The sequence below is a fragment of the Mesorhizobium sp. CA13 genome, assembly GCF_020165235.1.
Classification (GTDB): domain Bacteria; phylum Pseudomonadota; class Alphaproteobacteria; order Rhizobiales; family Rhizobiaceae; genus Mesorhizobium.
Genome location: NZ_JAIUHS010000006.1, coordinates 160,509 through 175,420 on the forward strand (window position 1 = coordinate 160,509; position 14,912 = coordinate 175,420).

12 protein-coding genes are annotated in these 14,912 nt (G+C 64.2%); 5 read left to right on the forward strand and 7 right to left on the reverse strand.

Going from position 1 to position 14,912, the window contains the following annotated elements:
• Positions 1-4: 4 nt before the first annotated feature.
• The gene (gene acs / locus LB566_RS16510) at positions 5-1,960 is read right to left on the reverse strand and encodes an acetate--CoA ligase (RefSeq protein WP_224625169.1); all 1,956 of its coding nucleotides are present in this window, start codon (positions 1,958-1,960) and stop codon (positions 5-7) included.
• 303 nt (positions 1,961-2,263) lie between these two features.
• Here acs and LB566_RS16515 point away from each other — a divergent pair, with 303 nt between their 5' ends.
• Positions 2,264-2,536, forward strand: a complete 273-nt coding sequence (locus LB566_RS16515; RefSeq protein WP_140492921.1) for an usg protein — start codon at positions 2,264-2,266, stop codon at positions 2,534-2,536.
• 230 nt (positions 2,537-2,766) lie between these two features.
• Here LB566_RS16515 and LB566_RS16520 read toward each other — a convergent pair whose 3' ends face one another.
• Positions 2,767-3,801 (reverse strand): aldo/keto reductase, encoded by a 1,035-nt coding sequence (locus LB566_RS16520; RefSeq protein ID WP_224625170.1) that lies wholly within the window; start codon positions 3,799-3,801, stop codon positions 2,767-2,769.
• 77 nt (positions 3,802-3,878) lie between these two features.
• Complete coding sequence (locus LB566_RS16525) at positions 3,879-5,060, reverse strand: MFS transporter (RefSeq protein ID WP_224625171.1); 1,182 nt, start codon at positions 5,058-5,060, stop codon at positions 3,879-3,881.
• A 124-nt stretch (positions 5,061-5,184) separates the two neighbouring features.
• Between LB566_RS16525 and LB566_RS16530 the strand changes: the two genes are divergently transcribed.
• Positions 5,185-6,090 carry a LysR family transcriptional regulator gene (locus tag LB566_RS16530; protein WP_224625172.1) on the forward strand — a complete coding sequence of 302 codons (906 nt, stop codon included), beginning with the start codon at positions 5,185-5,187 and terminating at the stop codon, positions 6,088-6,090.
• 53 nt (positions 6,091-6,143) lie between these two features.
• Here LB566_RS16530 and LB566_RS16535 read toward each other — a convergent pair whose 3' ends face one another.
• From LB566_RS16535 to LB566_RS16550, 4 genes are all read right to left on the reverse strand, one after another.
• Positions 6,144-7,193, reverse strand: a complete 1,050-nt coding sequence (locus LB566_RS16535; protein WP_224625173.1) for an aldo/keto reductase — start codon at positions 7,191-7,193, stop codon at positions 6,144-6,146.
• 126 nt (positions 7,194-7,319) lie between these two features.
• A complete protein-coding gene (locus LB566_RS16540) occupies positions 7,320-7,721 on the reverse strand; it encodes a type II toxin-antitoxin system VapC family toxin (RefSeq protein ID WP_224625174.1) in 402 nt (133 codons plus the stop codon).
• Positions 7,721-7,975 carry a type II toxin-antitoxin system Phd/YefM family antitoxin gene (locus LB566_RS16545; protein WP_113192000.1) on the reverse strand — a complete coding sequence of 85 codons (255 nt, stop codon included), beginning with the start codon at positions 7,973-7,975 and terminating at the stop codon, positions 7,721-7,723. The genes LB566_RS16540 and LB566_RS16545 overlap by 1 nt, the downstream gene beginning before the upstream one ends.
• A gap of 91 nt (positions 7,976-8,066) precedes the next feature.
• Positions 8,067-8,729: a YggS family pyridoxal phosphate-dependent enzyme gene (locus tag LB566_RS16550; protein ID WP_224625175.1), complete on the reverse strand. Its 663-nt coding sequence runs from the start codon at positions 8,727-8,729 to the stop codon at positions 8,067-8,069.
• A gap of 153 nt (positions 8,730-8,882) precedes the next feature.
• Between LB566_RS16550 and leuS the strand changes: the two genes are divergently transcribed.
• From leuS to LB566_RS16565, 3 genes are all read left to right on the forward strand, one after another.
• On the forward strand, positions 8,883-11,507 hold the full coding sequence (gene leuS / locus LB566_RS16555) for a leucine--tRNA ligase (protein WP_224625176.1): 2,625 nt from the start codon (positions 8,883-8,885) through the stop codon (positions 11,505-11,507).
• The gene (lptE, locus tag LB566_RS16560; RefSeq protein ID WP_140550773.1) at positions 11,494-12,072 is read left to right on the forward strand and encodes an LPS assembly lipoprotein LptE; all 579 of its coding nucleotides are present in this window, start codon (positions 11,494-11,496) and stop codon (positions 12,070-12,072) included. The genes leuS and lptE overlap by 14 nt, the downstream gene beginning before the upstream one ends.
• Before the next feature lie 260 nt (positions 12,073-12,332).
• Positions 12,333-14,894 carry a DNA translocase FtsK gene (locus tag LB566_RS16565; RefSeq protein WP_224625177.1) on the forward strand — a complete coding sequence of 854 codons (2,562 nt, stop codon included), beginning with the start codon at positions 12,333-12,335 and terminating at the stop codon, positions 14,892-14,894.
• Positions 14,895-14,912 lie beyond the last annotated feature (18 nt).

Below are 14,912 nucleotides of genomic sequence, written 5' to 3' on the forward strand. Positions count from 1 at the left end.
GGCGTCAGCCTTTCTTGTTCTGGCGGTTGGCGACGAGATCGTCGACGACGGCCGGATCGGCAAGCGTCGAGGTATCGCCAAGGGCGCCGAAATCGTCCTCGGCAATCTTGCGCAGGATACGCCGCATGATCTTGCCCGAGCGGGTCTTGGGCAGGCCCGGTGCGAACTGGATCTTGTCGGGCGTGGCAATGGCGCCGATCTCCTTGCGGACATGGGCGAGGAGCTCCTTGCGCAAATCCTCGCTCGGCGTCTCGCCGGCCATCAGCGTGACGTAGCAGTAGATGCCCTGGCCCTTGATGTCGTGCGGATAACCGACGACGGCGGCTTCCGAAACCTTGTCGTGGCTGACCAATGCGGATTCGACCTCTGCCGTGCCCATGCGGTGGCCGGAGACGTTGATGACGTCGTCGACGCGGCCGGTGATCCAGTAATAGCCGTCGGCATCGCGGCGGCAGCCGTCGCCGGTAAAGTACTTGCCCTTGTAAGTCGAAAAATAGGTCTGCACGAAGCGGTCGTGATCGCCATAGACGGTGCGCATCTGGCCGGGCCAGGACTCGGTGATGCACAGATTGCCGTCGGCGGCTCCTTCAAGCACCTTGCCCTCGCCGTCGACCAGTTGCGGCTTGACACCGAAGAAGGGCCGCGTGGCCGAGCCAGCCTTGAGGTCGGTGGCGCCCGGCAGCGGCGTGATCATGATGCCGCCGGTCTCGGTCTGCCACCAGGTGTCGACGATCGGCACCTTGGCGTTGCCGACGACGTTGAAATACCACTCCCATGCCTCCGGATTGATCGGTTCGCCGACCGAGCCCAGCACGCGCAGCGATTTGCGCGACGCCTTTTTCACATGATTGTCGCCGGCGCCCATCAGGGCGCGCAGCGCCGTCGGCGCGGTGTAGAAGATGTTGACCTGGTGCTTGTCGATGACTTCCCAGAAGCGCGACTGCGAGGGGTAGTTGGGCACGCCCTCGAACATCAGTGTGGTGGCGCCGTTGGCGAGCGGCCCGTAGACGATGTAGCTGTGGCCGGTGACCCAGCCGACATCGGCGGTGCACCAGTAGATGTCGCCGTCATGATAGTCGAAGACATATTGGTGCGTCATCGAGACGTAGACGAGATAACCGGCCGTGGTGTGCAGCACGCCTTTCGGCTTGCCGGTCGAACCCGACGTATAGAGGATGAACAGCGGATCCTCCGCCTTCATCTTCTCCGGCTTGCACTCAGCCTTAACGGTCGCGGCCTCTTCGTGGTACCAGACGTCGCGGCCCGGCGCCCAGCCGATCTTGCCGCCGGTGCGGCGGACCACCACCACCTTTTCGACCCTGGTACCGGCTTTTGCCGCGATCTCGATTGCCTTGTCGGTGTTCTCCTTCAACGGGATCGGCTTGCCGCCACGCAGGCCCTCGTCAGCGGTGATGACGATGGTCGACTTGCAATCGTCGATGCGGCCGGCGAGCGCGTCCGGCGAAAAGCCGCCGAAGACGACCGAGTGGATGGCGCCGATACGCGTGCAGGCGAGCATCGCATAGGCCGCTTCCGGGATCATGGGCATGTAGAGGGTGACGCGGTCGCCCTTCTTGACGCCGTGCTTCTTCAGCACGTTGGCGAAGCGGCAGACATGCGCATGGAGCTCATTGTAGGTGATCTTACGGTCGTCGTAGGGGTTGTCGCCTTCCCAGATGATGGCGGTCTGGTCGCCGCGCTTCTTCAGGTGGCGGTCGATGCAGTTGTAGGAAACGTTGGTCTGGCCGTCCTCGAACCATTTGATCGAGACCTTGCCGTCGAAAGAGGCGTTCCTGACCTTGGAGAACGGTTTGAACCAGTCGATGCGCTTGCCGTGCTTGCCCCAGAACCTGTCCGGATTCTTCACGCTGTCGGCGTACCATTTGAGATAGGTGTCGTTGTCGATCAGCGCATTCTTCTTCCAGGCCGGCTGAACGCGGTGGACATGAATCTCGGACATTCCTGCTTTTCCTCCCGAAACCGACGCCGGCTTGAAACGCCGGCGGGATCGCGGCGACGCGGCCGCGAATTCGCGCGCATTATTAACAGTTCCGCGATGACGGCAACATTAGACGTTGGGTTTGCGCGGCGGGATGCCGCACATGGGCCCGCGGCTGCTGTCAGCACTTGCGCCGGACGGCTGCTAACTTCATGTTTTCGCGGGCTAAAGCCGGTTTCGATCAAGAAAAAATCAATAGACGGTTAAGCAACCGCGCGCACAATCCATTGTTGGGAGGAAGGAGAATCAACCCGGGGAGCAAAAATGCGCGACCAGCTTGAAATGGACCTGATGCTGAGGGGCTATGGCCTGACTACGGCCAATATCCTTTATCATTTCCCAGACCATCCGCATCTCTTGCAGAGCTTCATATGGCAGGACTACGACATCGCGCCGAAGTTTCCTGTGCTGATCCGCTTCATCGAGTTCTGGAAGACCAAGCTCGAGGGGCCGTTGCATTCGGTCAGCTACACGCACCAGAAGCTCATCGCGCCCAACGAGTGGCGCAAGGTCGACGGCGAGTTCGTGCTGCATTAGGGCCAACGTAGGGAAGGCCGTTGAGGTAAACGCCCTACGGCGCCCCCCTCTGCCCTGCCGGGCATCTCCCCCACATGGGGGGAGATCGGCAGCATCGCTGATGGCGCCATCCTTTTACGCTGGAGATCGGCGAAAGCCGAAGTGACACCCAATCTCCCTCCTGGGGAGATGCCCGGCAGGGCAGAGGGGGCGCTGTCCCGCGACCCTATCCCGGCAGCGACCTTTCGCAATCACACCGCCGGCGGGTTGAGCCGGGCAAAGCCTTCCTGCCGCCGATAAGGGAAGTACGGATAGGGCGCGGTGACTTCGCTTGCCGCGTCGAGTTTCCCGATCTGCTCCGGCGTCAGCGCCCAGCCGACCGCGCCGAGATTCTGGCGCAATTGCTCCTCGTTGCGGGCGCCGATGATGACGGACGACACGGTTGGGCGCTGCAACAGCCAGTTGATGGCGATCTGCGGCACGGTCCTGCCGGTTTCCTGCGCCACCGCATCTAGGGCCTCCACGACCCGGTAGAGGTGCTCGTCCCCCACCGGCGGTCCGAAGCTCGCGGTGTCGTGCAGCCGGCTTTTGTCGGGCAATGGCTGTCCGCGGCGGATCTTGCCGGTGAGACGGCCCCAGCCGAGCGGGCTCCAGACCAGCGCGCCGACGCCCTGATCGAGGCCGAGCGGCATCAACTCCCATTCATAGTCGCGGCCGACCAGCGAATAGTAGACCTGATGCGCGACATAGCGCGGATAGCCGTGCCTGTCGGCCAGCCCGAGCGACTTCATCACTTGCCAGCCGGAGAAATTGGAGACGCCGACATAGCGTAGTTTGCCGGCGCGCACGAGGCCGTCCAGCGTCGACAGCACTTCCTCGATCGGCGTGCCGGCATCGAAGGCGTGCAGCTGCAACAGGTCGATGTAATCGGTGCCGAGCCGGTTCAGAGCGGCGTCGACGGCTTTGATCAGCCGCGAACGCGAGGAACCATAGTCGGCCGGTCCGTCGCCCATCGGCAGCGAGGTCTTGGTCGAGATCAGCACGGCATCGCGCCGGCCCTTGATGGCCTCGCCGAGCACGTCTTCCGAGGCACCGTTCGAATAGACGTCGGCGGTGTCGAACAGATTGACGCCGGCCTCGAGGCAGATGTCGACCAGCCGCCGCGCTTCCCTGGCGTCGCTGTTGCCCCAGGCGCCGAACAGCGGGCCGGAACCGCCGAAGGTTCCCGCTCCGAACGAGAGCACAGGCACTCTGAGGCCCGATGCGCCAAGATTTCGATAGTCCATTTTCTTACTCCTTGTGATTTTGAAAGAGGCGGGTGGTTTGGACAGAGGTCGAACTGTTCCGGCTTGGCCGGCGAGCTTCACGACCGGACGCAGACAGGCGCGCCGAGCGCGGTGCCGCGGTCGAGACGCAGGGCCAGTCCCGCCACGGCGAGTGCCGCGACCGGCAGCAGCGCGGCGACCCAGGTGAGCGAACCCAGGCCAAGACCTTGCGCGATGACCGCGCCGCCGAGCCAGGCGCCGGCGGCGTTGCCGAGGTTGAAGGCGGCGATGTTGAAGGACGAGGCAAGGCTCTGGCCAGCACCTTGTGCCTTTTCCAGCACCCACATCTGCAAAGGCGCCACAGTGGCGAAAGCGGCGGCGCCCAGCAGGCCGACATAGATCACGGCCAACAGCTGGCTGTGTATAGCGACGCTCATGGTCGCCAGCACCAGGGCGAGCACCACGAGGCTGCCGAGCACCGCCGGCACCAGCCAGCGGTCGGCGATCTTGCCGCCGGCGATATTGCCGGCGATGAGGCCGCCGCCGAAGACGAGCAGGATCGGCGAAACGGCCGCTTCCTTGAAGCCGCTGATCTCGGTCAGCAACGGCGCGATGTAGGTGAAGACGGCGAAGACGCCGGCATAGCCGAGAACGGTGGTGGCGAAGCCGAGCAGAACCGGCGTGCGGCGCAGCACGGCGAGATCGGCGCGCAGGTCGCTCTTCTCCGGAGCTGTCCGATTGCGCGGCACCAGTGCCAGGATGACGGCAAAGGCCGCGAGACCGACCGCGGTCACCGCCCAGAAGGTGGCGCGCCAACCGAAAGCCTGGCCGAGCCAGGTACCGAACGGAACGCCGAGAATGTTGGCGATGGTCAGGCCGGTGAACATGAGCGCGATCGCCGAGGCCTTCTTGTTGGGCGCGACCAGTCCGGTGGCGACCACCGAGCCGACGCCGAAGAAGGTGCCATGGGCAAAGGCGGTGACGACGCGCGCGCCCATCAGCGTCCAATAATCAGGCGCCAGCGCACAGGCCAGATTGCCAATGGTGAAGATCGCCATCAGCGCCAGAAGCACGGTCTTGCGCGGCCACTCGCCGGTGGCGATCGTCAGCAGAGGCGCGCCGATGACGACGCCCAGCGCATAGCCGGAAATCAGTTGGCCGGCGGCCGAGATCGAGACGCCGAGATCCTTGCTGACGTCGATGAGCAGGCCCATGATGACGAATTCGGTGACGCCGATGCCGAAGGCGCCGGCGGCGAGAGCATAAAGAGCGAGAGGCATGATGTTTCCACTTCGGCGGTGACGGGCGCCCTGTCCAGGCAGCGCCCCGACCGGGAAGATCGTGACGCCATGCGAGGTGAACCAGACTTGCTCCAGGCATACTTTCTGTGAAATAGATTCACAGATGGCGAGATCCGACATCAACCGTTCCGGCGAGATCGAAGTGTTTGTGCGCGTCGTCGAGGCGGGCAGCTTTTCGGCGGCGGCACGTGCTTTGCGCATGACCCCGTCCGCGGTGAGCAAATTGATCGCGCGGCTGGAGGCCAGGCTCGGCGCGCGGCTGGTCAGCCGCTCGACGCGCAAGCTGCAATTGACGCCGGAAGGCGCTGCTTTCTACGACAGCGGCATGCGCATCCTCGCCGACATGGACGCAGCCGAGCGCGAGGCGGCCGCGGGAGCCGCGCCGCGCGGCCGGCTGAAGGTCAACAGCTACGTGCCGTTCGGCCACCACCGGCTGATGTCGCTGCTGCCTCGGTTTCTGGAGCGTTATCCCGAGATTTCCGTCGACGCCGTGCTGACCGACAGCGTGATCGACCTTCTGGAGGAGCGCGCCGATGTGGCGATACGCGCCGGGCCGCTACGCGCGTCCCGGCTGGTGGCCCGCAAACTGGGGCAGAGCCGGATGGTGCTGGTGGCAGCACCATCCTATGTCGAAGCGCGTGGGACGCCGCGCACGCTGGCCGATCTCGGACGTCACAATATGCTGGCCTTCGGCTTTGCGCGGCATATGGACGGCTGGCCTTTCGTCGATGCGGCAGGTGCGCCGGTCATCGTCCCGGTTGTCGGAAACACAACGCTGACCGACGGCGAGGCGATGCGGCGAATGGCGCTGGCGGGAGGCGGAATCGCTCGGCTGGCGCGCTGGCATGTCCAGCCGGACATCGACGCCGGGGCATTCGTCCCGTTGCTGGAGGAATTCAACCCAGGCGACGAGGAGGCCACCCATGCCGTCTATGTCGGCCAGGGCAAGCATCTGCCGGCGCGGGTGCGGGCCTTTCTCGATTTTCTCTCGGAGGCCGTTCGTCTCTAACTGAGAAGCCGCGTACCGAGGGCACGCGGCTTCGAAGCAGGCTCGAAAAACGATCAGGCCTTCGGCACGAACGGCGCCGGACGCCGGCCGGCGGCCTGCCGCTCCAGCATCCAGCCAGGATATTCGGCCGGCAGCGCGCTGACCTCGTCCAGTTTGGCGAGATCATCGGTATCAAGTTTGAGGTTCGTGGCGGCAAGGTTCTGTTCGAGCTGATCCATGCGGCTGGCGCCGATGATCACGCTCATCACGAAGGGCTTGGCCAGGACATAGCCGAGCGCCACGGTAGCGACGCTGACATCATGCTTTTTGGCGATCTCGCGCATGACCGCGACCGCCGCCCAGGCGCGGTCCTCGTTGACCGGTGGGAAGTTGAAGGAGGCGCGACGGCCCTCGCCATTGCCGGGCGCGCCTGGGCCGTATTTTCCCGATAGCAGGCCGCCGGCCATTGGCGACCAGACCATCAGGCCGAGCTTCTCTTCGTTGATCAGCGGCACGATCTCGCGCTCGAGATCGCGGCCGGCGATCGAGTAATAGGACTGGATGGTTTCAAAACGGGCAAAGCCCTTGCGGTCGGCGATGCCGAGCGCCTTGGCGATGCGCCAGGCCTGCCAGTTGGATACGCCGACATAGCGGACCTTGCCGCTGGCAACGAGATCGTCCAGCGCCCGCAGCGTCTCGTCGATCGGCGTCACCGCGTCGGTTCCGTGCAGCTGATAGAGATCGATGTGATCGAGCTGCAGCCGCTCGAGGCTGGCATCGACCGAATCCATGATGTGGCCGCGCGAGGAGCCGCGCTGGTTCGGGCCCTCGCCCATGGCACCGTGGACCTTGGTGGCGACGACCACGCTCGACCTGGCAACGCCGAGGTCCCTGAGCGACTGACCGAGCAGGCGCTCGGATTCGCCGAACGAATAGACATCGGCCGTGTCGAAGAAATTGACGCCGGCAGCAAGCGAGCGGCCGACTATCTCGTTGACGCCTTTCTGGTCGAGGCTGGCGATCAGGCCCCATTGGGCATTCTGGCCGGCGGCACCGAAGGTCATGGTGCCGAGGCACAGTTCGGAGACAAACATCCCCGTATTTCCAAGCTGGTTGTAACGCATGGCGAAGGCTCCAGAGATTTGTGATGGCACAAAACAAATAGGAACGGTGCGTTTCGTTTCCAGCGCTGGCGCAATGATGACCTTGGAAGTGGCCCAAGGGCATGGGTGTTCAGGTGATGGGGTCGGCTAGTCGTCCCAGGGATTGAGCACCGTCACACCTGTATCATCGAAATCGCTGACGTTACGCGTCACCAGAATGAGATCATGGACAAACGCGGTTGCCGCGATGAGCGTGTCCGCGCTGCCCCGTGTGCGGCCAGCAGTGATGCGGCCCCAAGCCAAAGCGACATCTTCCGTGACGGCAAGAATGCGGTCGGCATTGTCCCGGCGAAGCTCCCTGAGCCACAGATCGAGGCGCGTTGCCTTTTCGGAGTCGATCTTGCGTAGCTTGATGATCCCACGCTCGACCTCTCCGAGCGTAATGACGCTCAGGCTCACCGATGTCGGATCCACTGAAGCCAGCCATTCAGTTGGCTTGGGCAGCCGCCTCTGCACATCCGAAACGATGTTCGTGTCGAGCAGATACATCAGAGATCTACATCCCGGATCATCGTCTCCGAGCGGCGGTTGACCTCCTCGGCGAAATCATCGTCCCACACCGGGCCCGTCAAAAGATACTCGGCCAATGACTTTTTCTTCCCAGCCAGGCGGTCGTAATCCTCGGCGGAAAGCACCACTGCGGCACGCTCGCCGCGCAGCGTCACCGTCTGCGGTCCCTCGCTGCGCGCTCGTTGAACCACCTTGGAAAAATTGTTTTTTGCGTCCTGAAGGTGCCAGTTCATAGAATGCATCCTAGCTAGCTTGGCTAGACATAGCATTCGTCCGACGGCGCGGCAAGGGATGCCCGACAGGGATGCTGTGTGGTGCGGGGGACTAACGGCTGCCGAAGATCGCCGAACCAACCCTGACACTGGTGGCACCGAAGGCGATGGCCGTTTCGTAATCGCCTGACATGCCCATCGACAGTTTGGCGACGCCTGCCTCCCGCGCCAATTTTTCCAGCAGGGCGAAATGCGGGCCGGGGTTCTCGTCCGCCGGCGGAATGCACATCAGGCCTTCGATGGCGAGGCCGTGAACATCGCGGCAGCGGGCGACGAAGGCGACGGCGTCGCGGGGCTCGATGCCGGCCTTCTGCGGCTCGGAGCCGGTGTTGACCTGGACGTAGAGTTTCGGTGCCCGGCCTTGCCGGTCGATCTCCTTGGCGAGTTCGGCGGAAATCTTCTCACGATCGACCGTCTCGATGACGTCGAACAGCGCCACGGCTTCCCTGGCCTTGTTCGATTGCAGCGGGCCGATCAGATGCAGTTCGATGTCGGGGAAAGCCTCTTTCAGCGCCGGCCACTTGCCCTGCGCTTCCTGCACCCGGTTCTCGCCGAAGACGCGCTGGCCGGCCTCGATGACGGGCTTGATGTCGGCGGCGTCGAAGGTCTTGGAAACGGCGACCAGCGTCACCGCGTCAGCGTCGCGCCGGGCTTCACGCTCCGCGGCGGCGATCTTCGCCTTGACCGCTAAAAACTGCTGAACGGCATCGCCCATGTCCAAATCCCGCTGTTTTGACCGCGTTTTTTCCAGACGCGATACCCATATGGTTGACGGGTTTGCCAAACCATGGTGAACACCCGGACCACATCCAATGAACTGCCGAGCTGTCGCCCGCAGCCCGCATGCTTTTTAAGTGAAAAACGTCCCATGGCAACCGAACGATACAATCCGCGTGCGTCAGAGCCCAAATGGCAGAAGGCCTGGGCGGACAGGAAGCTTTTCGAGGCGCACAACGATGATCCGCGCCCGAAATACTACGTGCTGGAGATGTTCCCCTATCCGTCGGGACGCATCCATATCGGGCATACGCGCAACTACACGATGGGTGACGTGGTGGCGCGCTACAAGCGGGCCAAGGGGTTCAACGTGCTGCATCCGATGGGCTGGGACGCTTTCGGCATGCCGGCCGAGAACGCGGCGATGCAGAACAAGGTCCATCCCAAGGAATGGACCTACCAGAACATCGCCACCATGCGCGAGCAGCTGAAGGTCATGGGCCTGTCGCTGGACTGGGCGCGCGAATTCGCGACCTGCGATGTCGACTACTACCACCGCCAGCAGATGCTGTTCCTCGACTTTGTCGAGAAGGGCCTGGTGACGCGCAAATCCTCGAAGGTCAATTGGGATCCGGAGGACATGACGGTGCTCGCCAACGAGCAGGTCATCGACGGGCGCGGCTGGCGCTCGGGCGCGCTGGTCGAACAGCGCGAGCTGACGCAATGGTTCTTCAGGATTACCGACTTTGCGCAGGATCTTCTGGATTCGCTCGATCGCCTCGACGAATGGCCCGAGAAGGTCAAGCTGATGCAGCACAATTGGATCGGCCGTTCGGAAGGCCTGCTGATCCGCTGGCCGCTGGCGGCTCCCGTCGCCGGCGAGCAGGAGCTGGAAGTCTATACGACGAGGCCCGACACCATCTTCGGCGCCTCCTTCATGGCGGTCGCCGCCGACCATCCGCTGGCGAGGAAGGCTGCCGAGACCAATCCGGCGCTGGCGAGCTTCATCGACGAAGTCCGCCATATGGGCACTTCGGTGGCGGCGCTGGAGACGGCCGAGAAGAAGGGCTTCGACACCGGCATCCGTGTCGTGCATCCGTTCGACGAGAACTGGACGCTACCGGTCTACGTCGCCAATTTCGTGCTGATGGACTACGGCACCGGCGCCATCTTCGGCTGCCCGTCCGGCGACCAGCGCGACCTCGACTTCGCCAACAAATACGGCCTGCCGGTGATCCCGGTGGTGATGCCGGAAGGGGCTGATCCCAAGACCTTCCAGGTCATCGAGGAAGCCTATGTCGACGACGGCGTGATGATTAATTCGCGTTTCCTCGACGGCATGAAGCCGGCTCGCGCTTTCGACGAGGTGGCGAAGCTCTTGGAGCAGAAGACGATCGGCAACCGGCCGATGGCCGAACGCAAGGTCAACTTCCGCCTGCGCGACTGGGGCATTTCGCGCCAGCGCTACTGGGGCTGCCCGATTCCGATGATCCATTGCGAGGATTGCGGTGTGGTGCCGGTACCGAAGGCAGACCTGCCGGTGAAGCTGCCCGACGACGTCGAGTTCGACCGCCCAGGCAACCCGCTGGACCGCCACCCGACCTGGCGGCATGTCAAATGCCCGCAATGCGGCAAGGACGCGCGGCGCGAAACCGACACGATGGACACGTTCGTCGATTCGTCGTGGTATTTCGCCCGCTTCACCGCGCCCTGGGCGAACGAGCCGACCGACCCGAAGGCGGCGAACGAGTGGCTGGCCGTCGACCAGTATATTGGCGGCATCGAGCACGCGATCCTGCATCTGCTCTATTCGCGCTTCTTCACCCGGGCCATGCGCGAGACCGGCCATCTCGACCTGGCCGAGCCGTTCAAGGGCCTGTTCACGCAAGGCATGGTGGTGCACGAGACCTATCGCGTGGGATCGGCATCGAACGGGCGCTGGCTGGCGCCGACCGAGGTGCGGCTGGAGGACATCGACGGCAAGCGCCGCGCCATCGAGATCGCCACGGGCGAGACGGCGGAGATCGGCTCCCTGGAAAAGATGTCGAAGTCGAAGAAGAACACCGTCAGCCCCGAAGACATCACCGACGGCTACGGCGCCGACACCGCACGCTGGTTCATGCTGTCGGATTCGCCGCCCGAACGCGACGTCGAATGGACCGACGATGGCGCCGCCGGCGCGCATCGCTTCATGCAGCGCATCTGGCGCCTGGTCTCTACCGCGGCCGAATCGCTGGCCGGGGTCAAGCCCGCGGCGGCTGACGGCGGTGGGGCCGGGCCGGTTTCCAAGGCCACGCACAAGATCCTGAAAGCGGTCGGCGAGGACATCGAGAAACTCGCATTCAACCGCGCCATCGCCCGCATCTACGAACTCGCCAACGTGCTGACCACGCCGCTCAACGACGTGGCCGAAGGCAAGGCCGATGCCGCGCTCAAAGGCGCCTGCCGGGAGGCCGTGGAGGTGCTCGTGCACCTGATCGCGCCGATCATGCCGCATCTGGCCGAGGAATGCTGGGAGGCGCTCGGCGGCGCCGATCTGGTCGCCGAACGGCCGTGGCCGATCTTCGATCCGGCGCTGGTCGTCGACAATGAGGTTACCTATCCGGTCCAGGTCAACGGCAAGAAGCGCGGGGATTTGACAATTGCCCGCGACGCGGACCAAGGTGCGGTCGAAAAAGCCGTGCTCGCTCTCGACTTCGTGCAGAAGGCGCTCGAAGGCAAGGCTCCGCGCAAGGTGATCATCGTGCCGCAGAGGATCGTCAATGTCGTTGCCTGATCGGGAAAAGACAGAGCTGAGCCGTTTGCTGCGCCGTATCGCGCTTGCCGGCCTTGTCGGCTCGCTTGCGCTCGTTTCGGCCTGCCAGGTGCGGCCGCTCTACTCGAGCGCGCCGCTGTCGACCGGCTCGAGCGCCAATGCCGAACTGGCATCGATCGCCGTCAAGCCGGTCGGGACGCGTTACGGCCAGCAGGTGCGCAACAACCTGATCTTCGGGTTTGGGCGCGGCGCCGGCGAACCGGCCTCTCCGGCCTACTCGCTCGATCTCGGCGTGACCGAAGCCGTTGAATCCTCGGCGCTCGTGCAGGTCGGAACCGATCAGGACGAGCCGACCGCCGGTTCGGTGACGCTGACCGCCGGCTACACGCTGACCGATGCCAAAACCGGCGCGGTGATCGCGACCGGCAGGCGGGCGATCACCTCGTCCTTCGACAGGCCGCGCCAGGAGTTCGCCGCGTACCGGGCACAGATCGATGCCGAGAACCGCGCCGCGCGCGAGCTCGCCAACGCGCTGCAACTGTCCATAGCCCAGGATCTCGCACGGCACGGCAAGACGGCCGGTTAGCGCCGCTCTTCGTTTTACGGCAACATCGCGATCTGGTGCCTGGGCCGTCTTTGCCACGTCCCGGAGCCAAATCTCCGCTCGCCTTTGGTCGAGGCGCGCGGGTGAGTGCACGATCTTGGGATGAGGATCAGCCGCACGGATCCGATCGTCCGACACCGCTGCGAAAGTCGCGCTTCGCCGCTCCGGAGGAGCCGACGGGAAGCAACTGTTAACCACTCGCTCTCTATTGCTCAACAGACATTTCAGCGTGAGTCTTGAGCATGGAATCCAAGCGTTTTCCTCGGGTCGGTTCATTGAAGGCAGCGTCGCCCGATGACCCCGGGATGAAGCGTTTCATGGGTGTGGACAACAAGGCTGACGGCCAGCGAGCAGGAACAGCAGGAGCCGGCCATTCCCCATCCCCTGTTGATCTCGGGGGCAACGAAAGCCCTGCCTGGCAAGAGTATTTCTTCCTGGCCCCCAATGTGCGGTTTACGCGCACGCCAGACTATGAAACCAGCACGCGCCGTCCGCGGGACGAGGCGATTGCCGTCGAGCAAAGCGAATCACCAGCACCGCAGGCACACGGCCAATCCACCGCGGCTGGGACGTCTTCGTCGGCGCCGATACCAAGCCGAAATCTTTCTTCGGGCGCCGCCAGGCCGTCCGTCGGCAACAGAGCCGTGGTGCAACCGGCCCCGGCCCCTGTTCCGTCAGGACATGCCGGCGAAAAGGCGCGGGCCGTCGCTACGCCGGCGGGCCACAGGATGACTGCGGCGGCGCGGGCGTCCGCACCGGCAGCGTCCGCCCAAGCAGCAGCGGCTCCGGTCAAGACTACGAGCCGCGAAAATGTGCGCTGGCCCTATCTGTCGGATCACGTCTTTTTCGAGGTCATGGCGCCCTATTTGGTCGAAGGCCCATCACCCGCGCCGCGGGCCGTCCCGGTTGCACGCACGACCGCGCCTGTGGTCACCGAGCGGATCGACAACCGCCATGCGCCAGCGACCGATCCGACCGCGTTGTTCCGTGTCATCGAATGCCTTCCCGGGTCGCCGGCTCCGCCCGTCGCGCCGGATGTCCGTCCGGCCAACTCCAACCAGGCCGCGGTTCAGCCGGCGGCCAACCGCGTGCCGCAGCAAGCCCGGGCGAAGGCCGCAGTTCCCGCCGTCGCGGGCAATGCCGTTCCGGCACAGGTCACGCAAAGTCCGGAGGAAACCATCCCGGCTCCGGCCGCGCGCGCATCGTCGCGAGCACCACTGGTCGGCAGGATCGTGCCGACCGTGACGGGCGAGACGTACGAACTTCCCTCGGAAGAATTGTTGCAGCAGCCGCCGGAGGGACAAGGCTTCTACATGTCGCAGGAGCGGCTCGAGCAGAATGCCGACCTCCTGGAAAGCGTGCTCGAGGACTTCGGCGTGCGCGGCGAGATCATCCATGTTCGCCCCGGTCCGGTCGTCACCCTCTATGAATTCGAGCCGGCGCCGGGCGTGAAATCCTCGCGCGTCATCGGTCTTGCCGACGACATCGCCCGCTCCATGTCGGCGATCTCGGCGCGCGTCGCCGTCGTGCCTGGACGCAACGTCATCGGCATCGAGCTTCCGAACGAGGCGCGCGAAACCGTCTATTTCCGCGAGCTGATCGAATCGGAGGGCTTCCGCAAGACCGGCTGCAAGCTTGCGCTCTGCCTCGGCAAGACGATCGGCGGTGAGCCTGTGATCGCCGAGTTGGCGAAGATGCCCCACTTGCTGGTTGCCGGCACCACGGGTTCCGGCAAGTCGGTTGCCATCAACACGATGATCCTGTCGCTGCTCTACCGGCTGAAGCCGGAGGAATGCCGGCTGATCATGGTCGATCCCAAGATGCTCGAACTCTCCGTCTATGATGGCATCCCGCATCTTCTGACGCCCGTCGTCACCGATCCAAAAAAGGCCGTCACCGCGCTCAAATGGGCGGTGCGTGAGATGGAGGACCGCTATCGCAAGATGGCGCGGCTCGGCGTGCGCAACATCGACGGCTACAATCAGCGCGCCGCCGCTGCCCGCGAAAACGGCGAGACGGTCGTGATGACCGTGCAGGCGGGCTTCGAAAAGGGCACCGGCGAGCCGCTCTTCGAGCAGCAGGAAATCGACCTCGCGCCAATGCCTTATATCGTCGTCATCGTCGACGAGATGGCCGACCTGATGATGGTCGCCGGCAAGGAGATCGAAGGCGCCATCCAGCGCCTGGCGCAGATGGCGCGCGCGGCCGGCATCCACCTGATCATGGCGACGCAGCGTCCCTCGGTCGATGTCATCACGGGCACGATCAAGGCCAATTTTCCGACCCGGATTTCCTTCCAGGTCACCTCCAAGATCGACAGCCGCACCATCCTTGGCGAGCAGGGCGCCGAGCAGCTGCTCGGCCAGGGCGACATGCTGCACATGATGGGTGGCGGGCGCATCGCCCGCGTGCACGGCCCCTTCGTTTCCGACGTGGAGGTCGAGCATGTCGTGGCGCACCTGAAGGCGCAGGGTCGCCCCGAATACCTGGAAACCGTGACGGCGGACGAGGATGAAGAGGAAGACGAAGGCGATGAGGGCGCGGTCTTCGACAAGGGCGCCGTTGCGGCGGAGGACGGCGATTCCAGCTACGACGAGGCGGTCAAGGTGGTGTTGCGCGACAAGAAATGTTCGACGTCCTACATTCAGCGCCGCCTCGGCATCGGTTATAACCGCGCCGCCTCCCTGGTCGAGCGCATGGAGAAGGAAGGTCTGGTCGGCGCACCAAACCATGTCGGCAAGCGCGAGATCATCATGGGCCGGCGCCCGCCGGTAACCGCAGCTGAGGATGACGGCACGGATTGACCGGCCTCTTGATCGCAG

Excerpts from the sequence above, each read along its gene's own strand:
- lptE (WP_140550773.1), top strand. The coding sequence starts at position 11,494 with ATGTCGTTGCCTGATCGGGAAAAGACAGAGCTGAGCCGTTTGCTGCGC.
- LB566_RS16565 (WP_224625177.1), top strand. The coding sequence starts at position 12,333 with ATGGAATCCAAGCGTTTTCCTCGGGTCGGTTCATTGAAGGCAGCGTCG.
- LB566_RS16535 (WP_224625173.1), bottom strand. The coding sequence starts at position 7,193 with ATGCGTTACAACCAGCTTGGAAATACGGGGATGTTTGTCTCCGAACTG.
- LB566_RS16525 (WP_224625171.1), bottom strand. The coding sequence starts at position 5,060 with ATGCCTCTCGCTCTTTATGCTCTCGCCGCCGGCGCCTTCGGCATCGGC.
- LB566_RS16545 (WP_113192000.1), bottom strand. The coding sequence starts at position 7,975 with ATGAACTGGCACCTTCAGGACGCAAAAAACAATTTTTCCAAGGTGGTT.
- acs (WP_224625169.1), bottom strand. The coding sequence starts at position 1,960 with ATGTCCGAGATTCATGTCCACCGCGTTCAGCCGGCCTGGAAGAAGAAT.
- LB566_RS16550 (WP_224625175.1), bottom strand. The coding sequence starts at position 8,729 with ATGGGCGATGCCGTTCAGCAGTTTTTAGCGGTCAAGGCGAAGATCGCC.
- LB566_RS16520 (WP_224625170.1), bottom strand. The coding sequence starts at position 3,801 with ATGGACTATCGAAATCTTGGCGCATCGGGCCTCAGAGTGCCTGTGCTC.
- LB566_RS16540 (WP_224625174.1), bottom strand. The coding sequence starts at position 7,721 with ATGTATCTGCTCGACACGAACATCGTTTCGGATGTGCAGAGGCGGCTG.
- LB566_RS16515 (WP_140492921.1), top strand. The coding sequence starts at position 2,264 with ATGCGCGACCAGCTTGAAATGGACCTGATGCTGAGGGGCTATGGCCTG.
- LB566_RS16530 (WP_224625172.1), top strand. The coding sequence starts at position 5,185 with ATGGCGAGATCCGACATCAACCGTTCCGGCGAGATCGAAGTGTTTGTG.
- leuS (WP_224625176.1), top strand. The coding sequence starts at position 8,883 with ATGGCAACCGAACGATACAATCCGCGTGCGTCAGAGCCCAAATGGCAG.